A 25,387-nucleotide genomic window follows, 5' to 3' on the forward strand; every position below is an offset into this window, starting at 1 on the left:
CCGGAGGTATAATCTATGACATTTTGGCAATTTGCATTTAAAAACGTCACGCGCAACTCGAGAGCTTATTTTGCTTACTTTGTAAGTAGTTCCTTTTCCATTGCTGTGTTCTTTTCGTTTGCTGTTTACTTATTCCATCCGAAATTACAAAACTTTGACATGACCTCTGAAATTTCAGCATTAATGATATTTTCAGAAGTAGTAATTGTATTTTTCTCTTTCTTCTTTTTACTATATTCCATTGGTACTTTTTTAAAAGTTAGAAAAAAACAATTTGGTATTTTGACCATTTTAGGAATATCGAGAAAACAATTACATCGTCTTATTTTTATGGAGAATATGTTAATCGGGATTTTATCTATCTTTTTCGGCATGCAGTTTGGAGTTGTTTTTTCTCAATTTTTCTTATTAGTAACAGCCAAACTTACGCATGTTCCAGGAATATATTTATACGGGCCTACTAACGCGTTTATTTTAACAACCATTGTTTTCCTTAGTCTTTTTATCATTGTATCTGCATTCACACCAATGCTTATTCGTACAAAAAAAGCAGTACACCTTTTAAAAACAAATGGTGGAAAACAAAAAGAAAGAAAACCATCCATACTTGTTTCATTATTTGGTGCGATTTGTTTATTTGGTGGTTATGCGTTAGCTGGAAATCCTAAATATTTCGTATCAGTAAGCCCACAAATCGGTGTTATATATATGGTTTCAAGTATTTTCGTTATCCCAACGCTTGTTACAATTGGAACATATTTCTTCTTTTCACAAATTAGTTTCTTACTTATTTATATTTTAAAGAAAAGAAGGAAGTTTTATATGAAACGGATTAATATGCTTTGGATTTCGGATTTAGCGAGCCGTATTCGAACGAATATTAATATGCTGTTTATTGTAGCGATGCTATCTACAATTGCTTTCACAATGATTACGTTCCTATATGGATTTGGGAAATTTATTAAGCTAGAGGTGAATAGAACTTCTCCTTTTCCAATTTCTTATTTTTCTTATGATGCGAACCCTTTTGTTACAGAGCATTTAAATTGGCTTGAGCAACAATTACAAAAAGAGCATTTCCCCTATCAAAAAATAAAAGCTGATATATATGAAACACCACTAAAAGAAGATAAAGATATAGCTATTTATAATGACGTATACGCAATTAAGCAAAGTGACTATAACAAACTTGCAGATTCTTTACGAATGAAACAACTATTTTTGGATGATAACGAAGCATATGTGCTAACAGGGACATCTTATATCACCATATTCAACGAATTTGAGCAAAGCTACAAAAGAGATTACATTACACTCTCTAGTACAAATACGAAATTACGAGTGAAAGGCTATGAGCATGTGAATGCAATTCCATCTGGCTTTTCATATCAAACGATAGTTTTGCCTGATGTTATCGTAAATAACTTACCTAGCACCGTAAAGCATATATCAGCATACAATTACAAAATTCAAAACTGGGAACAGACATATGAAATTGCTGATAATTTTATAGAAAAAGTGCAAAAAGATCGAAATAAATCCCAGTATGAAGGACCTCTTATTCGTTCCTTTGAATCAGCAGGATCGTTATACAAAATAACATCAGGCAGTGCTGCATTTTTCCTAATTGGGACATTTTTAGGAGTTATTTTCTTCATTGGAGCTGGTAGCGTTCTTTACTTTAGAATGTATACGGATTTGACGAACGAACAAGAGAAATATATAACGATTTCTAAAATCGGTGTAACAGATACAGAGATGAAACGATCTGCAACCATTCAACTTAGTATTTTATTTTTCATTCCGTACATTATGGCATCCATTCATACAATGTTCGCAACAAAAATGCTACAAGATGTAATTGGTTTATCTCTGTTCAAAGAGGTTTCAGCCGTTCTTATTATTTTTGGATTCGTTGAAATCGTATTTTTCATATTCATTCGTTCACTTTATATGCAAAAATTATCACAATACACGAGTGGACAAAATATTTAAAACAAACTTGATGAAAAGAGTATTTCTTATGCTCTTCTCATCTTCACCCTATCAGGAGGTTCAGGTGAATGACATTTTGGCAGTTTGCATTTAAAAACGTGACGCGGAACGCCAGAGCTTATTTCGCCTATTTTGTAAGCAGTGCGTTCTCCATCGCAATCTTTTTCTCATTTGCAGTTTATTTATTTCATCCTAAATTGCATATGACAGACGTGAATTATTCTCTGAACATATTAATGACAATTTCAGAAGTTGTCATTGTGTTCTTTTCATTTTTCTTTTTACTGTATTCAATCGGGACCTTTTTAAAAGTACGAAAAAAACAGTTCGGGATTTTAACAGTACTTGGCATATCTCAAAAACAATTAAAGCGACTCATATTTATAGAAAATATGTTAATTGGTGCTCTTTCTATATTTTTTGGCATTCAACTTGGAGTTGTCTTTTCACAGTTCTTTTTATTAGTTACCGCCAAAATTACACACGTACCTGGTTTATATTTATATCCGCCTACAAGTGCTATCGTTTTAACTATCATCATCTTTCTTGGGCTCTTCATTCTCGTATCATCTTTTACACCGATGCTCATTCGTACGAGAAAAGCCGTACGTCTTTTAAAAGAAGGTACACAACAAAAAGAAAGAAAAGCATCCGTGCTCATCTCTCTATTTGGTGCGACGTGTTTAATATGTGGATATGCGTTAGCCGCAAATCCGTTGTATTTTATGTCGCTAGGTGACATCATTGGGCTTTTATATGCCGTCTCTAGTATATTTGTCATCCCATCGCTTATTGCAGCTGGAACATACTTTTTCTTTTCACAAATTAGTTTTTTACTTATTCGTATTTTAAAAACGCGAAGAACGTTTTATATGAAACGAATTAATATGCTTTGGATTTCAGATTTAGCAGCGCGCATTCGGACAAACATTAACATGCTCTTTATTGTAGCGATGCTATCAACACTCGCTTTTACAATGATTACATTCTTATACGGTTTTGGGAAATTTACAAAGTTTGATGCAATTAGACAGAACCCTTTCCCGTTTACGTATTTATCGCATACTGAAAATACATTAGCTGATGAACATTTAAACTGGTTAGAGCAGAAATTTAATGAAGAGCACTTTACTTATACAAAATTTAAAACAGATATATATGAGGTATCTTCAGCTGAAGATAACACGCAGCTCTATTACGCAATTAAACAAAGTGACTATAATGTACTTGCTAAAGCATTAAATTGGGAAAAACTCACGGTAAATAAGAATGAATCTTATATTCTTATGAAAGACTTAGATGATCAAGTTATTGGAACACTTCACAATGAAGAAAAGAAAAATACTCTTACACTTACTCAAAACAATTTACAACTACAAGTGAAAGAATATAAAAGTTATAGCCCATTCCCAAACAGCTTAATATACCAATTACTCATACTATCTGATGAAAATGTAGAATCCTTATCCACAGTTTCCAAACAAATGAGTGTATATAACTTCAAAGTTACAGATTGGGAAAAAGCACATAATATCGGTTCATCGTTTATAACAAAAATTGATAACGATAATGCAGCAATTCAAGCAGAGCATCCACCTTTCCATGCAAGTGAAGCGAGCGATTCCCTATATAAGACAAAACTAAATGTCGCTTCGTTCTTCTTAATTGGTACTTTCTTAGGTGTTATCTTCTTTATCGGTGCTGGTAGTGTTCTTTACTTCCGAATGTATACAGATTTAACAAATGAGCAAGAAAAATATATAACGATTACGAAAATTGGCTTAACTGAAACTGAAATGAAACGTTCAGCGACAATTCAGCTTGCGATTCTTTTCTTCGTGCCTTACATCATGGCGTCAATCCATACGATGTTTGCGACAAAGATGCTACAAGAAGTTTTACATCTCTCGTTCTTCGCTGAGATTACAGTCGTACTGTTGATTTTTGGAACAGTTGAAATTTTATTTTTCCTTTTAATTCGTTCCTTTTATATGCAAAAATTATCACAACATATTAAGTTTTAAAAGTAGAAAGGTGATTACTATGGAAGAAGTATTACACATAAAAAACGTCTCAAAAGTATATGAGGGAAAAGTCCCTCATACTGCTTTAAAAAATATAAATTTACACGTAGATAAAGGGGAATTCGTTGCCATTATGGGTCCATCTGGTAGCGGGAAATCTACATTTTTAAACGTTATTTCTACAATTGATTCTCCTACTTCTGGTGACGTCGTTATTAACGGAAAAAAACCACACACATTTCGTAGAGAGAAGTTAGCTATTTTCCGCCGCCAAGAGTTAGGATTTGTTTTCCAAAACTTTAACCTACTAGATACACTAACAATCGGTGAAAATATCGTACTACCTTTAACATTAGATAATGTTCCATTAAAAGAAATGGATGAAAAGCTTGATAACATTTCAAAAAAGCTTGGAATTGATCATATTTTGGACAAACGTATTTTTGAAGTTTCTGGAGGACAAGCACAGCGTACTGCAGTAGCACGTGCTGTTATTCATCACCCTTCTCTCTTACTAGCCGATGAACCGACAGGGAACCTGGATTCAAAAGCCGCTATTGATGTAATGGAGTTATTTACGAAATTAAACAAAGAAGAAGATGCAACGATTTTAATGGTTACGCACGATCCGTTTGCAGCAAGTTATTGTAACCGTGTTATTTTCATTAAAGATGGAGAGCTTTACAATGAACTGCACCGCGGATTATATCGCGAGAAGTTTTATCAAGAAATATTAGATGTTCTAGCCTTATTAGGAGGAAGACGTGGATGACGTTTTGGCAATTCGCATTTAAAAATGTCTCACGTAATTCAAAAGCATATTTCGCCTACTTTGTAAGTAGTGCGTTTTCTATCATGGTTTTCTTTTCATTTACTGTATACGCGTATCATCCACGCTTACAGAGTGTACAAAGCTTTCAAGAACGTGATCCTCTAATGAATTTAGCTAGTACAGCACAGCTTGTGATTGTTATGTTCTCGTTCTTCTTTCTCTTATATTCAATTGGAACATTTTTAAATGTACGGAAGCAGCAATTCGGGATACTCACTATTCTTGGTATCTCACAGAGACAATTAAAAAGATTGTTATTTACCGAAAACATGATAATTGGGATATTATCCATCTTTATCGGCATTCAAGGTGGACTTGTATTTTCTAACTTTTTCTTATTAGTCACTTCGAAATTAACAAACGCGAAAGGTCTCTATTTATATTGGCCAACAGAAGCGATTATCGTTACAACCGTAACGTTTATCATTTTATTTTTAATCGTTTCTACATTTACACCAATGTTTATTCGTACTCGAAAAACAACGAAGCTTATTAAGGGTGTTAACAAAGAGAAGAGCGAAAAAAAACCATCTATACTCATTTCACTATTTGCTTTAACTTGTTTAGGACTATGTTATTATATTGCCGGTTATCCGCAAGGCTACATAACGGAAAAAAATGCACAAAATGGATCTGTATTCTTAATTATGCTATCTATTTTACCGCTTGTAGTGATTGGGACGTATTTATTTTTTTCACAAACATTTCTTCTCTTTATCTATATTTTAAAGAAACGAAGAAAGTTTTACTTAAAACAAATAAATATGTTATGGATTTCAGATTTAGTTTCTCGTACACGCAGTAATATTAATGTACTCTTTATTGTTTCTATGCTATCTGCACTTGCATTTACAATTATTATCGGGTTATTTGCTGCAAACAATAATACGAAAGCACCCATACTAGAACGATATCCAATACCATTCACCTATACATCAGAAGGTGTTAATGCATTTGAACAAAAGCATATTACTACGATTGAAACTGAACTTACAAATGCTAATTTTCAATATGACAAATATAAGTTTACCGTTTTAAAAGATACAGCTTCAAAAGAGTCAATTGCCATTATGAAAATGAGTGATTATAACGCAATAGCACAGCAATTAAACAGACCAGAAATCACTCTCGATTCTTCACAAGTTTATAATATTTCTCGCTATTCACCAGCGTTATTAAATCTCGTGTCTAACCCATTTGCGAAGCAGAACACAATTACACTTGGCTCTAATAAAAAGGAATTTCAAATTAAAGGTTTTATTAATAGAGGAATTGAGCCTCCCTTTGCATTACCTCACTTAATTGTGATGCAAGATGAAGTAATTGAAAATATGATTCCTCATATTGAAACAATTACAGTCTATAACTACTTCGTGGAAAATTGGGAAAATGCAATTGTCCCAACAAAAAATATATTAAAAAGCTTAGATCATGATGCAGAAATTTTGTATGAAGCACATAAAAATGAAGAAAATTTCATTAAACCATTTTATATTTATACAGCTACGGATGAACTCGTTCATAGTAAAGGAAATGCAGTCGCTCAATTCTTTATTTGGGCATTTCTCGGCTTTATTTTCTTTATCGGAGCAGCTAGTGTTTTATATTTCCGTATGTATAATGACTTAACAACTGAAAGACAAAAGTATATTACGATTACAAAGCTTGGCTTAACTGAATCAGAAATGTTTCGCTCTGCAACGATTCAATTAGGAATTTTATTTTTCGTTCCTTACATCGTTGCTGGTGTTCACACATTATTTGCGGTTAAGTTTTTACAAAGCATGTTTTCTTTCTCCTTACTAAAAGAGACATGTATCGTACTCACCTTTTTCGGGGTTATCGAGATCATTTTCTTCTTCTTAATCCGTTCTCTGTACATTAATAAATTATCACAGCATATAAAAATATGAATAAAATAGCCTTGTGCAATATGCACAAGGCTATTTTCAATAGTTTTTAATAATTAGCAGCAATATCCACCGTAGCCGCCTGCGTAACCGCCGTAACCACCATAGCCACAACCGCCGCCTCCGCCGAAGCAGCTAGCACCGATGATAATTAATAAAATAAACAATACGATTAGAAGCGCAAAACCGCCTCCGCAACCATGTCTGCGGTTACAATCATCATGTCTGTGTTCACACTTTTCGCTCATTACCCTATTCCTCCTTTAGTATCATTCATAACAAGTTCACCTTGCTCTAAATGAGGGGATTCCATTTATATTATGTTTTCAGGGCGAATAGGAAGCTTGGCTTACTTAAAAACGGGCTTGTTTTAGGAATTGGGCTTAATCAAAAAAAAAGATACCTATTCAGGTATCCTTTAAAGAAACATATTCAACAAAAGAGCAAAACCAAATGCAATAAATGATAACAATGTTTCCAGCACCGTCCACGTTTTAAATGTTTCCTTCACCGTCAAACCTAAATACTCTTTTACAAGCCAGAACCCTGCATCATTTACGTGAGAAAACATTAATGAACCTGCACCGGTTGCAATAACGAGAAGCTCTAAATTCACACCAGACATGTGTTGAATAACTGGTGAAACAATCCCTGCTGCTGTCGTTAATGCTACTGTAGCTGAACCTGTTGCAATTCGAATTAAACCAGCTACCATGAAAGCTAATACGATTGGTGATAACGAAATATGTTCTGCCATTTGTGCAATAGCTGTTCCAACGCCGCTTTCAATTAATATTTGTTTAAATCCACCGCCTGCACCAATTATTAAAATAATAGAACCGACAGGCAATAAACTTTCATCTGTTAATTTTTTAATCATCTTTTTATTAATACCTTGTTTGATACCAAGTAAATAAAATGCTGCGAAACATGAAATAAGTAAGGCGATTACTGGACTTCCTATAAATACTAAAAATTCAGTCAATTTTTTCGGTAATGAAATATATGGTGCAACTACTGATAAAATCATCAATACAACTGGTAATAAAATAATAAAGAATGAAACTTTACGACTTGGCAAATCAGTTGATACTGTCGTAACTCGAACAAGCTCCGGTTCATTTTCAGGTATAACCCTCTTATGTACCCACTTTGCAAATATTGGGCCTGCTATAATAGCCGTCGGTAACGCGATAATTAATGAATATAAAAGTACCTTTCCTAAGTTCGCGTTATAAATACCGATTGCAGTCATGGCACCTGGATGCGGAGGTACTAGCCCATGTACGATAGATAATCCCGCAATAACAGGTAAAGCAATTAATAATATGTTTTGCTTCGTTGTTTTTCGAATTGAAATTACAAGTGGTAATAAAATAACAATCCCTACTTCAAAAAAGACGGGAATCCCTATAACAAAACCTGCAAATAACATAGCCCAAGGTAATTTTTTTACGCCGAAAAATCGAATAAAGAAATCTGCAACTTGCATGCCTGCTCCTGAATCAGACATCATTTTCCCGAGTATAGTTCCAAGTGCCAAAATACCAACTAAATGACCTAGTACACTACCAACACCAGTTTCATAGGCAGCCACTATTTTCGTTAAGTTCAGTCCAGACATAATAGCTAAAAACAAACTCGCAACTGTTAAACTAATAAATGCATGCCATTTCCACCATGATACCCCTAAAATAACAATTGTGATCGCAAGTAACGTGACGATTAATAAGTATATATCCATCTCTCATTCTCCTTACTTTTATCCCGATTGGTGTGGGCTAATAATTAGTGGGTGATGCCCTCCTCCACTAATTAAAGTTTTACTTTATAAAAAAAGAGGGAACATCCCCTCTTTTTTATACGTCATAATTCACTACATAATGCTGCATTTCTGTATTGTAGTAGCCTTCGCTATATTCAATTACTTCGCCAACTTCATCATAAGAATAGCGCATACGTTTTAATAACGCTGTTCCCTCTTTTTCACCTAGCGCTTCTGCAACGAAATTAGGTGCAAGCCCAACCGCGAATTCATCTCTGAAGTTTTCTAAATGTATACCTCGGTCCTCAACTAAATCGTAAAGCGATTGTAAATCAAAGTCCGATAAATCTGTACTCGCCATTCGAGCTGAGAAATAGTGCGTATAATGAATATACGGCGTATCATTTAACATATATAGGCGCTCGATACGAAAACTCTCTTTACCGAATAATCGAAACGGCACTGTTCCTTCCTCATTATGAACGATTTCTGCTTTTAATAATTTCTTTTGTACTTTATATCCTTCTTCCACTAACACTTCTGTAAATTTCTTACCCTTTGACAGTTTTGTCGCAGAAGTATTACGAATCACTTTCGTTCCTTTGCCGCTCTTCTTTTCCAAATATCCTTCTTGAGCGAGTTCTTTAATCGCATTACGCACTGTAATCTTACTAACTTTGAACTCTTCTTCTAATTGCGGTTCTGAAGGAATATTCGTATGAATCGCATATACGCCATGCAATATTCGATCACGAATAATATTTTTTATTTGTAAATATAATGGTCCTTTTTTCCTCGTTACGTTCACTGTTACACCCACTACCTTTCTACATCACCTACTGATGCCGTCATCGCCCGAAGTATATCTTTCTCTGATGACATTGGCGTATCACCGACGATTGTATGTGCTAGCATTCCAGCTGCTGACGCAAATGAAACAGCTTTCTCTGGTGCAAACTCTTTTATCTCGCCATGAATAATTCCGCTCGTATAAGCATCTCCAGCACCTATTCTATCATATACAGAAAACGTAAGTGTTTTTGCAAAAGTGAACGAACCATCTTTACATATAAACCCGCGAAGCGAATGTGTATTATCACTGTTAATAGAGCGATGAGTACCAGCGATTGTAGCGATATGATACGTTTCAGCTACCTTTGGAATAAGATCCAGCAGCTGCGCTTCTCGCTCCGTCTCTTCTGTTTTCATTCCAAGAACGAACATCGCATCTTTTTCGTTCATCATAACGATATCAGCAAGCCCCAGCATTTCTTCATAATGCGGTTTTGCCTGTTCATATCCGTCTTCTCCCCAAAGTGAGGGACGATAATTACAATCAAAAACGACGGTTCCTCCGTTTTCTTTAACTGCTCTCGCTAAAGATTTCATATGATGACGCACCGTATCATTCATCGCAAGTGTAATACCGCAAAAATGAACGATATCAATTTCCTTTGCGATTTCTTCAAATTGATACATTTCTTCACATGCCGTATTGAAGCTACTTTCTAATCGATTCGAATATGTAACGCGGCTTGCACGTGCACCGAATCCATTTTCTAAAAAATACATACCTACATATTTACCGCCTCTTGAAACAAGAGAAGTTTGAATCCCTAACTTTTGAATGTAAGATACAGCTGCATCTCCAACCGAATTTTCCGGTAAAGTTGAAATAAGAAGCCCTTCATGCCCTAAGTGAGAAAGTGCCGCTACAACGTTCACACCTGTACCTGAAAATGAGTAATTTAACGTGTTAGCTTGCGACAACAATTCATATCCAGGTACTTGCAGGCGCATCATTACTTCGCCGAACGCTGCAATTTTCTTACGCATATTGATCAACTAGCTTTTTCACGACTGCTAATAATTCACGAACATCTTCTACTTTCGTATTACCAGTTTCTTTATCAATAATAGAAGAGTATACGTGCGGGATAACTTGCTCTACATTTGCCTCAAGCGCAATACGTACAATTGTTTCAAAGTTTTCTTTATCAATTCCACCTGTTGGCTCTAATGCGAATCCTTCTTCTGCACAAGCTTTCGCAACTGCGCGATATTCTTCTTCGTGAGCTAGCCCTTTCATCGGGAAGTATTTCAATGAATTTCCGCCCATATCACGTACAAGTGCGATCGCTGTTTTAATTGGAACGATTGCTTTTTCTTCTCCAGCCGCACTAATTGGGCCAGTAGAAATATTTACGTAACCTACTTTTCCTGTTGGTGATACTAAACTATTAATCCAGCTATCTTTTTCGCCGAGATTTGCACGCGTTGCTCCAACTGAAGGGAACACTTGGTTAATATGGCTACCAGGATAATGCTTCGCAATTTCAGCTACAACTGCTGCTTGGCGATTATCTCCTGCGCCTAGTCCGATTGATACAGCGTCATCAATTTCTTTTCCGTATGCTTTCATAGCTGTAACAGCTTCTTCTACTGTTGGATAGTCTTTTGATAACACTCCCACTACTACATAACCTTCTGCTGCTTCAAAAATATCTTTTGCATTTTCTATATTGTTTGCTAATACATTTAATGCTACGCGGCCTTTATAAAAACGTTTTTGAATGTTTGTCATTTTAGTTTCCCCCTACGATTTCTCTCAATTTTTCTTCAATCACATGTATGTCATCACCTTGAAGTGGACGTGGATCAATATCAAAGAATCCTTGTCTTACTCCGTAATCACGTGTATAAATGGCGATTTCCCCTTCGCGTAATGCAGTCACAACATCTCTTGCTGATTTGTTTAACTCTTTCTCGTTAATATGAATACGAGCTCTAAAGATTGCTCTTCCAGCTTCATCTTGAACGATCGTTACATTTACACCATTTAATTCTTTTAGCGGCATAAGTACTTGTAGCAATTCTTTTTCTTGCTCGCTCTTATCTTCTTTTACTCCGTACTCATCAAGCGCTTGAAGTAAGCCAAAAGTTGTCTCTTTCCCGACTTTCATACTTCTTCCGATGCAATGTAATTGCACTTTCAGCCATTCGATATATTTTCGTTTACCGCCAACAATACCAGAAGTAGGTCCTTCAATTGCCTTTGAACCACTATAAATGGCAAGGTCTGAATACTTCACATATTTTTGAATGTCTTCTTCAGCTGCCGCATCAACGATAAGTGGTACGTTATTTCGCTGCGCTACTTCCCATGCTTCTTCAACAGAAATCATATTTTTTTGCACTGCATGATGTGATTTCACATAAAGAATTGCTGCTGTATTTTCGCCAATCGCATCTTCAATATGTTCTGCTTTCCCTTCATTTGCGTAGCCAACTTCAACGAGTTTTCCTCCACCTAAGTAAATCATCGTTTCAACAGGAGCACCGTATTGAACGTTATGACCTTTTAACATAATCACTTCGTTTTTCGCGATTACTTCTTGATGAAGTCTTTCACTTTTACGGCGATTTCCTTCTGTAACGATACCAGCGATAGAAAGCGCAATTCCGCTCGATGCTGAATTCACAACGACCGCTGCCTCTGAATCTAGAATTCTCGCAATATGGTCTCCTGCTTTATCTACTAAATCAGCAATTTCCACATAATTTTGTCCACCATGTTTCATCGCATCCATTACTGTATCTGTAGGAGCAGATACACCTAAAATACTCATTCTACCGCTCGCATTAATCACTCTTTTTAATCCGTACTTAGCATTCAATGAATGACCCATTAATTACAACCCCTTTCGTATCAATTCTTTTTTCAGCAATGCGCTGATCCCCTTCTGAATCAATTAACGTAACCTTCTCATCTTTAACCGTAAATAAAGTTAAGTTTGCAATATCCCCTTCTTGAATACGGCCAAGCTCTGGTTTCTTAAGCCACTCTGCCGCATTTTTCGTAACCGCATCAATCACTTCTTCTAGTGGATAACCTAAGTAAAGGAATTTCGAAAGAACGTGAGCCATACTATACACTGGACCATGTATACGATTCCTCCGGTAAATATCCGTACTAATTGTATTAAAGGCAATATCGTGACGCTTCGCCGCTTCTGCTACTTTAAAAGAAAAGCTAGCATTACCGTGACCAACATCTAAATGCACGCCGCGATTCACCGCATCTAACAACACAGGTAGCGGTTTCCCTTCTTCATCAAATAAATTATTTTCTTTCCCGTTTAAATAATGTGTAATCACATCATCTTTTTCTAAAAGAGGTACAACTTCCTCTATACGGGGAGGCGCTGAACCGATATGTACCATAATCGGTAATAATGTTTCTTGAGATAAAGCGCGCGCTACATGCAGCGGTTCAATTCCACTATCACAAACGACACTTTTACTCATTCTCGCCTTTAACCCAACGATTACATCTTTATACTTTTCTACTGCTTCTATCGCTTTCTCTTTATCTATCCATTCCATATTGGATAATTCATCAATTCGTTTCAAACCGATGCGAGAAATATTTAAAAAGGCAAATAAATTTGTCTTTGCCTGCTCTCTACTTTTTACTAAATCTGCAATGCGATCAGCACCGCAACTACCCGCATCAACAATTGTCGTTACCCCTTGCTTAACGCCAATTTCATCTACCTCATCGCCATACGGATCAAACTCTGGAAAAGCGTGAACGTGCAAATCAATCCAGCCACTCGATACGTAAGTACCAGAGTAATCAAGAACCTTTCCACCCTCGCCAGCACCAGCTTTCGTCACCTGTGCGATTTTGTTATTTTCAATTACAATGTCAATCTCTTCCCCGTTCACACGTTTCACATTACGTAGTACGAATCGTTCTGTCATTGTATTTCCACCCTTTTCTATAAGAAGCCATAAGAATACGCTTACATTAAAGTTTCATTTTATATCTCTTTCACACGTTTAGCGTAACACAAAAAAAGGGAGAAGTAAATATAACGTTATAATGTTTAAAAATACATAAAAAGATGCTCCTCCAAAATGCTAATAGTATAGGAAATTATATCAACGATTTTTTGAATATATCTATCATAACTTACAATATATCAACGATTTTTCAATTATATCTATCATAACTTATAATATATTAACGATTCGACAAAGAATATCGATTTACCGACAAAAAACGTCACTTCCTTTCTTATATAAGAAAAGGCTGTCCCAAATGGCACAGCCTTTTTCTCTATTCCTGAACCGTCACAATAACCCCATCCATATTGTTCCCGGAAATTTCATACTGCTTGTTTGCTGGAACGTTCACTTTCGTATTCTCAGAAACTTTATAATAAGAAACAGTATATTTCTTACCTTCTACTTCAGTTGAAACCTCTTTTTCCTCTTTTAAAAACTCTAAATATTCCTCTAGTGTAAAATTCTTTTTTTGCATAATTGCGCTATGAGGTAGGCCGACATAACGGATATGCCATGGCTCATATTGAATTCCAGTAATGTTACTTTTATTTTTCGGATAACGTAATACAAAGCCATGCTTCCATACGTTCTCTTCAATCCATTTTCCTTCAGGCGCTTTCTCCATTTTCTTTTGAGTAGACCCAATGTCCAGTGATAATCCTAAATTATGTTCACTGTATCCTGCTGGAAGTGCATAATCAGATCCCATTTTTTCATATAGCTGTTTTTGCTCTTGGAAATCTCTATAACCACTACTAATCAAAAAATGGTTAACACTTTCTTTTCCAGCCGCATCGACAACGTTCAAAAACTTTTTCACAACATCCTTTGATAAACGAAGATTTCTATCAAATATTACATAACCTCTTACTAATTCACTATTATGATTTACATTTATAATATCAGACCTAATACTATCTTTTTTTACTGGATAATCCCTGTTAACTAATAATAAATCGCCCTTATAAATTTGTTCCTTCGTAATCTCTTTCCCCTCGGTGTTTGCCGCCTTTACTAGCTCATCTTTCCCGACAATTTTAACATCGATTTCCTTTTGAAATAACGGTGATATATAAACGCCTACACATACTGTGAATGCTATAAAAAAAGAAATAAATACCCACTTTTTCATTTCTAGTTCCTCCTTAACGTAACTTACGTATAGAATAGAAAAAACTATTAAAATAAAAAGTGGGGTAAAGTTTAAATTTTTATTAAATTGTTACATTCTCGTCTTTTGGCAATCGTACTTCAAATAGCGTTCTAACTACATTGCTCTCAGCAGAAATCGTACCATTATGCTGCTCGACAATATTTTTCGCAATGAATAGTCCTAGGCCAGTCCCGCCACGGTTCTCAGTTCTCGCTTTATCACCTGTATAAAACATATCAAAAAGATACGGTAAATCTTCTTCTGGAATGCTATCTCCATAATTCATAATTTGTACGACAACTTCTCCATTATCAACATATCCATTCATATCAACAAATTGCCCATCATACCCGTAACGAACGGCATTTGTTAACAAGTTTTCAAATACTCTAGCTAACAATTTTCCATCACCGTGCATCGGTAAATGAGGAGCCACGTTCAATCTAGCTTCTAAATGATGTTTTTCTAATAACGGATACAATTCCTCCTCTAACTGTATAAGTAACTCACTTATATCGATCGGCTTTTTATCCAGCTTTAGCATGCCATAATTCATACGTGTAATTTCAAATAGCTCATCAATTAAACTTTCCAGTCTTTGCGATTTTGTATATGCAATTGTGGAGAAATGTTTAATTTGTTCTTTTGTTAAATTTTCATCTTTAAGAATTAAATCTAAATATCCTAACACGGATGTTAACGGTGTTCTTAAATCATGAGCTAAATTCACAACGAGCTGATCTTTACTACTTTCAGCAAAATCTCCTCTTTCAACAGCTTCTTTTAACTTTTCACTTGCAACATTTATTTCACGCGCGATATTTCCAAACTCATCATTTGATGAAACTTGAACTTTATTCGTAAAGTTACCGTTCGCAAGATGATGAATCCCATTAGAAATTTCATCAAAGTATTTTAAATACGGTTTTGTCAAAAAGAAGAAAAAGATAATAGATAACGGAATAAAGAAAATTAAAAAGAAGTTAATGTCTCCAAATTCCCTTACCATTGACCTAAATTGTGCTAAAGGCTCTTCGTAGCGAACCATCGTTTTATAATACAACTGCAATCCTTTATAAATTATATAAGTTACAGTTGCTGCAAGCACCATACTTAACGCAAATAAGGCAATCATTTTAAATCGAAAGCTTTTCATCATATTAGCCATTGAAAGTATAACCTACTCCCCACACTGTTTTTATTAATTTATCCTTTCTTTTATCTTCTCCAAGTTTCTTCCGCAAAGTACGAATATGTACCATTACTGTATTTCCACCTTCATAATAATCATCTGCCCATACGTGCTGAAAAATATTTTCCACATTGTATACTTTCTTCGGATGACTCGCTAATAAATATAAAATATCGAACTCTTTCGGCGTTAATTCAATTTGTTCACCATACACATCAACCGTCCTGCGCTCAGGATTAATTACGACTCCGCCTATTTCTAAAGCAGATTTACTCTCCACTACTTTCGGGTGATTTAACGTAAAAAACCTACGCAGTTGTGCATTTACACGTGCAACTAATTCTATTGGTGTGAAAGGCTTCGTCATATAATCATCCGCACCTAGTACAAGACCTGTCACCTTATCAAAGTCCGAAGTTTTCGCGCTTAAAAAAATAATCGGCATATGATGTTTCGCGCGAATTTGACGCGTCACCTCATAACCATCCATTTTCGGCATCATAATATCTAAAACTACCAAGTCGATTGGCTTCGTTTCAATAATATGAACTGCCTCTTCCCCATCCGCTGCTTTCACAACATGGTACCCTTCTTTTTCTAAATGTATCTCAATTAAATCAGCAATTTCCGCCTCATCATCAGCGATTAAAATTGAAATGCGTTTCATTTTACTCCCCCTTTTTCATTCCATTTTTATACGCTCGATTGTAAACTAGTCTATCCAATTTGTACAATACGAAAAGGCTACTCGTTAAAGTAACCTTGGTAAATAAAATTATATCAGCGATTTTCCAATTATATTGACTTACCGACAATGAACGACAAAATCCTCTCGCTATTTGCGGGCATCCTAATGAAACTTCCATTTACCGCTCAAAAAAAATCCGCTGCTTCGTAAGTTCTTCCAATCTTTCGCGGTCAACTTTATACTCAGCTTCAACACTTTGCGGTACAATCACTTTCCCGCCCTCAAGCGTCACTTCCGGTGAAATAATATCCCTCTGCCAATGTCTACTAGAAGCGGATATATCACCAGGAATCGTAAAGTTCGGCAATGAGGCAAGAGCAACATTTTGCGCTCGTGAAATCCCCATTTCTACCATACCACCGCACCAAACGGGTATGTTATGCTCCATGCAATAATTATGAATTTGAACCGACTCTGTTAATCCGCCTACTCGCCCTGGCTTAATGTTAACGATGCGGCAACTACCAAGCGTAATCGCAACGCGCGCATCTTCTAAACTATGGATACTTTCATCTAAACAAATCGGCGTTTCAATTTTCTTTTGCAACTCCGCGTGATCAAGAAAATCGTAATCCGCTAACGGTTGTTCAATCATCATTAATTGGAATTCATCTAGTTGTTTCAGCCTCTCCGTATCCGCTAATGTATACGCTGAATTCGCATCTGCCATTAGCGGGATATGCGGAAACTCTTTTCGAATTTCTTTTAATAACTCATAATCATGCTCTGGCTTTATTTTCACTTTAAAACGCTCGTATCCTTCTTCGGCGTACTTCTCGATTTGTTTTAACATAACCGGAATTGTATTGATCCCAATTACAACGCCGACTTCAATTTCATGACTAGTTCCGCCAAGTACTGTCGCTAGCGATTTCTTTTGACGCTTCGCATATAAATCCCAAACAGCCCCCTCTATTCCGGCTTTTGCCATTCGGTTTCTTTTTATATGTTGAAATAGACCCGGTACCTCATTCGGATGAGAAATTTCAGCCTTTAATAAATCAGGTATTAAAAAGTCTTGCAGTACATGCAGCGCTGTCTTCACCGTTTCTTCCGTATACCACGGTTCAGAGAATGCAACGACTTCCCCAAATCCGATGTACCCGTCCGTATCCTCTAATTCAATAACGATACTCTCACGCTTTTCGTAAGTCCCGTAGCTTGCAGCAAACGGGATTACGAGTGGCATTTCCGTTATATACAGTGTCGCTTTTTTTATTTCCACCTACATCTCCTCCACTAATTGTCTTAACTCTCGTCTTAACAATTTTTTCGAAGCGTTACGTGGTAATTCCTCTAAGAAACATGCTTTCTTCGGCACTTTATATTTCGCTAACTTCTCCTCGCAAAAATGAAGAATTTCTTCTTCTGTTACCGCCCCGCTTTTCACAACAAAAGCAGCTGGTACTTGTCCCCATTTATCGTCAGCCATGCCGACAACACCAGCTTCCGCTACTGCCGGATGAGAAAGCAACACTTCTTCAATTTGAGCTGGATATATATTCTCTCCGCCAGAAATAATTAAATCACTGCGACGATCTAATACGTATAAAAACCCTTCTTCGTCTAAATAACCGAGGTCGCCAGTATGAAGCCACCCGTTTTGAATAGTCTCTCGCGTCGCATCTTCACGGTTAAAGTAACCGCCTGTTACGTTCGGTCCTTTTACTACAATCTCACCTTCCGCAAATGGTGGCACTACTACGCCATCTTTTTCAATACGAAGTTGGCACTGAAATAGTGGTTTTCCAGCTGATCCTACTTTCGTTAACATGTAATCTGCGGATAACGTACAAATTTGCGAAGATGTTTCTGTCATACCGTACGTTTGATATACAGGAATTCCTTTTTCTACACATGCTTCTAATAGTGATTTTGGCGCTGGTCCTCCGCCAAGTAACATGCATCGCAAAGAAGATGGATATGTCTCTGCCCCAAGTCGCTCTAATAAATCAGTTAACATTTTAGAAACGACAGAAATAATTGTTACTCCTCTTTTTTGAAGTGCTTTATGAATAAAATCAGCATCATATTTCGGAACAAGTAAAATACGCATGCCGTACATAATGTTTTTCATTAAAAGAGATAGCCCGCCAACATGGAACATCGGCATGCAGGCTAACCAACAATCATCATCACGAAGTCCTAAATTAAGCGACGAACCGACTGCGCTTGCCCAATGATTGCCGTACGTTAAAATAACGCCTTTCGGTTTGCCTGTCGTCCCAGACGTATAAATAATTGTCATCGCTTCTTCTAAAGAAAACTCTTCTTGTATAGAGGCTTCCTCTTTTGGTCCATTCATCACTTCGGCGAATGAATAAACAGGAACATCTTTAGCATCAAAATCTTGATCCGTTACTAAACAAACAACTTCAGCATCATCCATTTGCCAAAGTAGCTCTTCTCTTGAAAGACGCGTATTTAAAAGCACAGCTACTGCACCTACATAAGATAGGGCGTGAATAACTGTAATCATCTCCATACCATTTTTCATCAGAACAGCCACCTTTTGCCCTCGCCCCACTCCAACATACGTGAGGTGTTCACAAACAGATACTACTTTTTCATGTAGCTCCATAAAAGTAACTTTCTCTTCCTCTATTTCAATTGCAGTGCGATCTGGTGTTAAAAATGCACGTTGCATTAACCAATTTGGCATCGTCTCCATCATTCATTCTCCTTTCATGAAAGAAAGAGACTTGATATGATATCAAGTCTCTTAGTTGTTTTGTTTCCGGTTTGACCTTTTGGTCTTATCCAGCTGCGCCTCCTAGCCCCTTCCGTCTAAGAACCTTCCGCACGAGAAAGTAAAAAACACTTTCTGTGCGAAAGAACCTTAGCCAACGGGGCTAAACAGTCGGCTCCGCTTTTAAAACATCCAGCTACAGCAGCTAGAATGTTCGGTGGCTTCCGCTTTTGATCACGGGAAACGAGGGAATTGACCGAAGTCCGGACTGCGTTTTTCTTTGAATGCGTCGCGACCTTCTTTTGCTTCGTCAGTTGTGTAGTACAATAACGTTGCATCTCCAGCTAGTTGTTGAATACCAGCTAGACCGTCTGTGTCTGCGTTGAATGCAGCTTTTAGGAAACGAAGTGCCATTGGGCTGTTTGCTAAAATTTCTTGTGCCCATTGTACTGTTTCTGCTTCAAGCTCTTCTAATGGTACTACAGTGTTTACTAAGCCCATATCAAGTGCTTCCCCAGCACTATATTGACGGCATAGGTACCAAATTTCGCGAGCTTTCTTGTGGCCTACCATACGAGCTAAGTAACCAGCTCCGTATCCACCGTCAAAGCTTCCTACTTTAGGACCTGTTTGTCCGAATACAGCGTTGTCTGCAGCGATTGTTAAGTCACATACGATATGAAGTACGTGTCCACCGCCGATTGCATAACCTGCTACCATTGCGATAACTGGTTTAGGAATTGCGCGAATTAGACGTTGTAAGTCTAATACGTTTAAACGAGGGATTTGGTCGTCACCTACATATCCACCATGACCGCGAACTTTTTGGTCGCCGCCAGAACAGAATGCACGTCCACCTTCACCTGTTAAAATGATAACGCCAACATTTGCATCATCACGAGCTTGTGCAAAAGCATCGATTAACTCCATTACCGTTTTTGGACGGAATGCGTTATGTACTTCAGGACGGTTAATCGAAATCTTTGCGATACCATTGTATGTTGAATAAATAATATCTTCGTAATTGCCTTCTTTTACCCATTCAATAGCCATTACAACTACCTCCTTGTATATTTCTGATTTCACCTATAAGTGTGGCTTCCTTCTTGCTGAAAAAAGTATCACTGCATAGTTTTTAGAAATCCCTTTACTATTGTATCAAACTTTTCCGGTTGTTCCACATGAATTGCATGGCCAGCACCATGAATTTTGACAAATTTCGCATCAGACACGCATTTTTCGATGTTTTTTAATATGCGGAAGAACTTTTCATCATATTCTCCGTTCATTAAAAGAACAGGTATTTTTAAGTTTTTCAGCTCATCCCACCATGAAGGCTGAGCCCCAGTTCCCATGCCGCGCAAGCTATTTGCGAGCCCTTTTGGGTTGTTAGCAAGCCTCTCTTTTTGTACCGCTTCTTGTACGTTTTTTGCTAAACGTTTTTGCGTTTCAAACAGTGGAATATCTTCCCATATAGATACAAAACTTTCTATGCCTTCTCGCTCAATTTTATCGGCAAGTCGATCATCTTTTTCACGACGTTCTTTTCTATCTGCTTCGTTTTCGAGCCCAGCTGTACAGTTTTCTAATAAAAGAGAGTGTACATAATCTGGATATAGACATGCCATCGTAATCGCCAATCTACCGCCCATTGAATAGCCAAGTATATGTACTTTTTCAATATGAAGGTAATCTAATAGTTCTTTCATTTGCAATGCCACATTTCGGATGTCATAATGCGTCACATCTTCAGGGCTTTCCGTTTTTCCGTGCCCAACAATATCTACTAAAATGACTTGAAACTGCTCGCTCCAAGAAGGAACGAAGGAACGCCACGTTTCCATGCTTCCCGTAAAACCATGAAGAAGTAGAAGTGGTTCCCCGCTTCCAACTACTTCATATTCATACGATACACCTTGCAGTGTTACGTTCATTTTGATTCACCTTGCAACGATGTAGTAATTACGTCCTGTGTTTTTGCCCATAACGTACGGTGCAATGTTAAGTTTTCATCACGGTTCGTACAAATTTCCACAACGTGTAAACCTTTTGTCGTTGCTCCCTTTTGTACTTCTTCACGGAATTGCTCCCAACCATTTACACGGCTAAATGAACCACCGTACATTTTGACAACGTGCTCATAATCAAGTCCAATTGGTGTTCCAAATAATGATTCAAAATGTTCCTTTTTCTCATATTGTGGTAAGAATGAGAAAATACCCCCGCCATCATTATTTACAACGACAATTGTTATGTTTAATTCATGTAATTTCGCTGCTAATAGCCCATTTAAATCGTGATAAAATGATAAATCACCAATCACTAATACAAGTGGATCGCAAATAATGCTCGCTCCTAAAGCTGTCGAAATGATTCCATCAATACCATTTACGCCACGGTTTGCCATCACATGGATGTTTTTATCCGATGTGAAGAAGAATGAGTCTGTATCACGAATTGGCATACTATTGCTCGCAAATAACGTTGCGTCTTCTGGTAATACGCGCACAATATCTGTAATAACCTTTCCTTCAAATGCAGTTTCATATGTTTCCATTTCACGAAGCGTTTCCTTCGTTTTTTCGTTTATATGTTGCCACATTACGAACCAATCATTCTTCTTCATAACTGGCATTTTTTCTATTACTGCCTTGCAGAATTCAATGTCACTTGCTTGCACAACTTCTGTCGCAACAAGAGCTGGATCTCTCCATTGTCCTGATTCATCGACAACGATATGAACTGCTTTCATTTGTTTTTTTATGAACTGCGTTAATGATTTAGAAATAGGCATACCACCAAAGCGAATTAACACGTCCGGTTTCCATTTTTCTTTTAACTGCTCATTTCGTAAAAATGTATCATAACAGTCAATTACCATCGTTTTATCGTGGTGTCCGCTACGAATATTAGAAAGTGGGTCTGCTAATATAGGATAGCCAGTTTTTTCAGCTAGTTGCGTTGCAAACATTGCAATTTCTGAATGACTATCATCTCCACAAATAATAAGCCCCTTTTCCATATGTGAAAGGCGCCCTACAAGAGAATCTACATATTCACTCGGCATCGTCACGTTTCCTTGCTGAACTACTCCTGTATATTCACTACGTCCTTTATCCCATAAGCTTTCTAGTGAGAAATCAGGGATAAGTGGCTCGCGAACTGGAAAATTAAGATGAACAGGACCCTGCGGCGCTAAACAAGCATTTGCTACTATGCGCTGCGTCGTCATACGAGCGTAATGATACATCGCTTCACTCGCTTCTGGCAGTGCCATCTCTGTAAATTGTTTCACAAAAGTACCGTATAAATTAAATTGATTCATTGCTTGTGGTGCACCCACATCTCTTAATTCATGCGGTCTATCCGCTGTTAAGACGATAAGCGGGACCCTTGAATGAAAAGCTTCACATACAGCTGGATAGTAATTAGCTGCTGCTGTTCCTGACGTACATAATAATGCTACTGGGCGTTTTTTCGCTTTCGCAATACCGAGCGCGAAAAATCCAGCTGATCTTTCATCTACATGTAAATATGTGTTCATTCCTTCGTGTTGTTCCATTAGTAAAGCAATCGGCGTTGACCGTGAGCCTGGACTAATGACAACATCACATACATCTAGACGCGTCAGTTCATCCACGAACGCGCCTAAATAATATGATAATGCTTCTATATGATTGTTCATTTCATTAATTCCTCCAAAGCACCAAGCATCGGTCTAAACTTCAAACTTGTTTCTTCATATTCAAGCTGCGGGATTGAATCAATTACAATACCACAACCGGCAAATAAGGATGCTTTCTCGCCGTTTAATAATCCGCAGCGCAGCGCAACCGCAAATTCACCATTTCCTTCATCATCTATCCAGCCAATCGGTGCACCATACAACCCTCTGTCTAACAATTCAACATCACGGATCAGTTTCATCGCTTCCAAACGAGGTGTCCCGCCAAGAGCTGGTGTTGGATGTAATTCTTCTACCATTGTTAAAAGACTCGCATCGCCTTTTGCTTCTACAGGCGTATATAAGTGAATTAAGTTTTTCGTTGTTAATAAACCTGGACTTTCCGGAATATTAACGTATTCGCAATGTTCATTTAGTACCGAGCGGATCATGTTAACAACATAACCATGTTCAGCTAAATTCTTTTCATCATGAAGAAGCGCATTACTATTTCGTTCACTTTCTTCTATAGAATGACCATGACCGATTGAACCAGCAAGACACATCGATGTAAATTTCTCATCTTCTTTGCGAATTAATCTCTCAGGAGTCGCTCCTAAGAAGCATGCTCCTTTATAATCAAAAGAAAATACGTAACAATCTGGTTGACCAATGCGAAGTGCTTCTAAAACAAGAGCAGAATCAATCGAATGGTTCATCTCTACTTTTAGTTCCCTCGCCAATACAACCTTCTGCACGTTACCCTGCTTCATCTCATCTTGTACTTTTTCAATTGCTTTCATCCAGCCTTTCGGATCCACTTCTACTTTAGAAATAACAGTTAATTTCGATCCGTTTAGCGCACATTTACTCTCCTCAAAAATTTTCTCTTCTAAAGAAATCATTTCATTATAAAGAGTTTCTGCACAATCTGTTGCTGCAACAAATGTATTCATCGTTAACCATGCTTTTTCATTTTTTACAGTTAATAAAAATGCTGGTAGTGAAAATGTCGTATCTTTAAATTCTTTCCATAGGTCCGTTTTCTCTTTTTCTGGATCAAATGAAAAACCACCAAATAAAAGCGGACCCGTTCCAAATTCATATTCATCTCTTTGGACAAATGCATTCTCTTTTACTTTCTCCCACTCGTCACGAGCGGTTTGAAAGCGCTTATGAGAAGAATTTGCTATAGTGAAAACAGAGCCAATTCCTGCAAATATTACATGCTGAGCCGGGTCTGCAAAATAACATCTATTTTCAAATGAAATCCTTTTTCCTGCTGCATAGAACAGAAGCGGATCCACCCAGTCTATTTGTTTTACAAAACTAACCAATGTTTTTTCGTTAGTTGCACGCTTGATAGCTGCAATAAGAACTTCTTGCAAGCCTTTTTGTTTCGTTTGAATCACAATTGTCTCCCCCCTATGGGCGAAAAATAGTCATAATTACGCTTGATTTTAAGATACACCTCAAACGAAAGGCCTGTCAACGTTTAGCATTTCTGAGAAATTCACCTTCTCTTCCTAGAAAATAAACGTTGACACTAAATGATGCTTTTTCTACACTTAGTTGTGTACAATATGTGACCAAAGGAGGATTCAACATGGAAATGAACGTCAAAACGAATTCCTCTCCTACGGCGCCAAAGCCAAGTAAGCAAACTGGCTGGCGCATCTGGTGGAGTTTACTACGTCCCCATACATTAACAGCAGCTTTCGTACCTGTTTTCATCGGAACAGCATATTCGATGCAGGTCGGAGGTATAAATCAAATACATCTTCCTCTTTTCCTTATGATGCTTCTTGCTTGTCTTCTCATTCAAGCAGCAACAAACATGTTTAATGAATACTTTGATTATAAAAGAGGACTCGATCACGAAGATTCAGTTGGTATCGGCGGCGCTATCGTTCGCGATGGCATTCAGCCAAAAACAGTGCTTAACTTAGCATTTGGATTTTTCGGCATCGCAATACTATTAGGTGTTTATATTTGTATGAATTCTAGCTGGTGGCTTGCTGCAATCGGTCTTGTTTGTATGGCCGTTGCTTACCTTTATACAGGTGGCCCACTTCCAATTGCATATACACCATTTGGAGAGTTGACAGCCGGATTATTTATGGGTGTCATTATTATTGGGATTTCATTCTTTATTCAAACTGGAACTGTAACATCAGAAGTCATTTTACTATCTATTCCAAGCTCCATTTTAATTGGCGCCATTTTACTAGCTAATAATATTCGCGACTTGGATGGCGATAAAGAAAACGGTCGTAAAACGTTAGCAATTCTCGTTGGACGTGAAAGAGCTGTTGGTGTACTTGCTTCGATGTTCATCGTTTCCTACATTTGGACAATTGCTTTAATTATCGTGGGCATCGTATCACCATGGATGCTTATCGTATTTTTAAGTGCACCGAAAGCATTTAAAGCGACGAAAGGCTTTATCGGCAAAAGCATTCCAATGGAAATGGTACCTGCGATGATTGCAACAGCAAAAACAAATACAATCTTCGGTTTCCTAATGGGAATCGGATTATTACTTGGATACTTTCTATAAA

General features: G+C 37.2%; 21 protein-coding genes. 5 read left to right on the forward strand and 16 right to left on the reverse strand.

Annotation, left to right across the window (positions count from 1 at the left end; genetic code table 11):
* The first annotated feature begins 15 nt into the window (after nt 1-15).
* The 4 genes from AC1Q8L_RS28375 to AC1Q8L_RS28390 all read left to right on the forward strand — a co-directional run bounded on the left by AC1Q8L_RS28375 (nt 16) and on the right by AC1Q8L_RS28390 (nt 6,764).
* Entirely contained in the window at nt 16-1,995 is a 1,980-nt protein-coding gene (locus AC1Q8L_RS28375; RefSeq protein ID WP_000145045.1) for an FtsX-like permease family protein, read from the forward strand.
* Between the two features lie 68 nt (nt 1,996-2,063).
* Nucleotides 2,064-4,019, forward strand: coding sequence for an ABC transporter permease (locus AC1Q8L_RS28380; protein ID WP_000145007.1), 1,956 nt, complete (start codon nt 2,064-2,066; stop codon nt 4,017-4,019).
* 19 nt (nt 4,020-4,038) lie between these two features.
* On the forward strand, nt 4,039-4,791 hold the full coding sequence (locus AC1Q8L_RS28385; RefSeq protein ID WP_000393250.1) for an ABC transporter ATP-binding protein: 753 nt from the start codon (nt 4,039-4,041) through the stop codon (nt 4,789-4,791).
* Complete coding sequence (locus AC1Q8L_RS28390) at nt 4,788-6,764, forward strand: FtsX-like permease family protein (protein ID WP_000144949.1); 1,977 nt, start codon at nt 4,788-4,790, stop codon at nt 6,762-6,764. Before AC1Q8L_RS28385 ends, AC1Q8L_RS28390 begins: the two co-directional genes overlap by 4 nt.
* A 53-nt stretch (nt 6,765-6,817) precedes the next feature.
* On the opposite strand, the gene AC1Q8L_RS28395 is transcribed toward AC1Q8L_RS28390, so the two are convergent.
* The 16 genes from AC1Q8L_RS28395 to AC1Q8L_RS28470 form a co-directional block, all read right to left on the reverse strand.
* Nucleotides 6,818-7,009: a YjcZ family sporulation protein gene (locus tag AC1Q8L_RS28395; RefSeq protein ID WP_001290392.1), complete on the reverse strand. Its 192-nt coding sequence runs from the start codon at nt 7,007-7,009 to the stop codon at nt 6,818-6,820.
* Nucleotides 7,010-7,179: 170 nt separating this feature from the next.
* On the reverse strand, nt 7,180-8,505 hold the full coding sequence (gene gntP / locus AC1Q8L_RS28400; RefSeq protein WP_071713480.1) for a gluconate permease GntP: 1,326 nt from the start codon (nt 8,503-8,505) through the stop codon (nt 7,180-7,182).
* Nucleotides 8,506-8,620: 115 nt separating this feature from the next.
* A complete protein-coding gene (locus AC1Q8L_RS28405) occupies nt 8,621-9,346 on the reverse strand; it encodes a GntR family transcriptional regulator (RefSeq protein ID WP_000539259.1) in 726 nt (241 codons plus the stop codon).
* On the reverse strand, nt 9,346-10,362 hold the full coding sequence (locus tag AC1Q8L_RS28410; RefSeq protein ID WP_025118274.1) for a sugar kinase: 1,017 nt from the start codon (nt 10,360-10,362) through the stop codon (nt 9,346-9,348). Before AC1Q8L_RS28410 ends, AC1Q8L_RS28405 begins: the two co-directional genes overlap by 1 nt.
* Nucleotides 10,355-11,110, reverse strand: coding sequence for a 2-dehydro-3-deoxy-phosphogluconate aldolase (dagF, locus tag AC1Q8L_RS28415; protein WP_000181907.1), 756 nt, complete (start codon nt 11,108-11,110; stop codon nt 10,355-10,357). Before dagF ends, AC1Q8L_RS28410 begins: the two co-directional genes overlap by 8 nt.
* A 1-nt stretch (nt 11,111) precedes the next feature.
* Nucleotides 11,112-12,215 carry a DgaE family pyridoxal phosphate-dependent ammonia lyase gene (locus AC1Q8L_RS28420; protein WP_000510109.1) on the reverse strand — a complete coding sequence of 368 codons (1,104 nt, stop codon included), beginning with the start codon at nt 12,213-12,215 and terminating at the stop codon, nt 11,112-11,114.
* Nucleotides 12,193-13,293 (reverse strand): amidohydrolase/deacetylase family metallohydrolase, encoded by a 1,101-nt coding sequence (locus AC1Q8L_RS28425; protein ID WP_000139934.1) that lies wholly within the window; start codon nt 13,291-13,293, stop codon nt 12,193-12,195. Before AC1Q8L_RS28425 ends, AC1Q8L_RS28420 begins: the two co-directional genes overlap by 23 nt.
* Nucleotides 13,294-13,651: 358 nt before the next feature.
* A complete protein-coding gene (locus AC1Q8L_RS28430; RefSeq protein WP_000759402.1) occupies nt 13,652-14,512 on the reverse strand; it encodes a D-Ala-D-Ala carboxypeptidase VanY in 861 nt (286 codons plus the stop codon).
* Nucleotides 14,513-14,594: 82 nt separating this feature from the next.
* Nucleotides 14,595-15,701, reverse strand: a complete 1,107-nt coding sequence (locus tag AC1Q8L_RS28435; protein WP_000002599.1) for a sensor histidine kinase — start codon at nt 15,699-15,701, stop codon at nt 14,595-14,597.
* Complete coding sequence (locus AC1Q8L_RS28440; RefSeq protein ID WP_000822508.1) at nt 15,694-16,392, reverse strand: response regulator transcription factor; 699 nt, start codon at nt 16,390-16,392, stop codon at nt 15,694-15,696. The genes AC1Q8L_RS28435 and AC1Q8L_RS28440 overlap by 8 nt, the downstream gene beginning before the upstream one ends.
* Nucleotides 16,393-16,591: 199 nt before the next feature.
* Nucleotides 16,592-17,698 (reverse strand): o-succinylbenzoate synthase, encoded by a 1,107-nt coding sequence (gene menC, locus AC1Q8L_RS28445; RefSeq protein WP_025118272.1) that lies wholly within the window; start codon nt 17,696-17,698, stop codon nt 16,592-16,594.
* Complete coding sequence (locus tag AC1Q8L_RS28450; RefSeq protein WP_142318004.1) at nt 17,699-19,144, reverse strand: o-succinylbenzoate--CoA ligase; 1,446 nt, start codon at nt 19,142-19,144, stop codon at nt 17,699-17,701.
* Nucleotides 19,145-19,396: 252 nt separating this feature from the next.
* On the reverse strand, nt 19,397-20,215 hold the full coding sequence (gene menB / locus AC1Q8L_RS28455) for a 1,4-dihydroxy-2-naphthoyl-CoA synthase (RefSeq protein WP_000963882.1): 819 nt from the start codon (nt 20,213-20,215) through the stop codon (nt 19,397-19,399).
* 68 nt (nt 20,216-20,283) lie between these two features.
* Entirely contained in the window at nt 20,284-21,096 is an 813-nt protein-coding gene (gene menH / locus AC1Q8L_RS28460; protein ID WP_001103378.1) for a 2-succinyl-6-hydroxy-2,4-cyclohexadiene-1-carboxylate synthase, read from the reverse strand.
* Nucleotides 21,093-22,847: a 2-succinyl-5-enolpyruvyl-6-hydroxy-3-cyclohexene-1-carboxylic-acid synthase gene (gene menD, locus AC1Q8L_RS28465; protein ID WP_001059198.1), complete on the reverse strand. Its 1,755-nt coding sequence runs from the start codon at nt 22,845-22,847 to the stop codon at nt 21,093-21,095. Before menD ends, menH begins: the two co-directional genes overlap by 4 nt.
* Complete coding sequence (locus AC1Q8L_RS28470) at nt 22,844-24,238, reverse strand: isochorismate synthase (RefSeq protein ID WP_000616737.1); 1,395 nt, start codon at nt 24,236-24,238, stop codon at nt 22,844-22,846. The genes menD and AC1Q8L_RS28470 overlap by 4 nt, the downstream gene beginning before the upstream one ends.
* A 194-nt stretch (nt 24,239-24,432) precedes the next feature.
* Here AC1Q8L_RS28470 and AC1Q8L_RS28475 point away from each other — a divergent pair, with 194 nt between their 5' ends.
* Nucleotides 24,433-25,386, forward strand: coding sequence for a 1,4-dihydroxy-2-naphthoate polyprenyltransferase (locus AC1Q8L_RS28475; RefSeq protein ID WP_000425765.1), 954 nt, complete (start codon nt 24,433-24,435; stop codon nt 25,384-25,386).
* Nucleotide 25,387: the final 1 nt, after the last annotated feature.

Source organism: Bacillus sp. GW823-FHT06A11, from assembly GCF_058795355.1.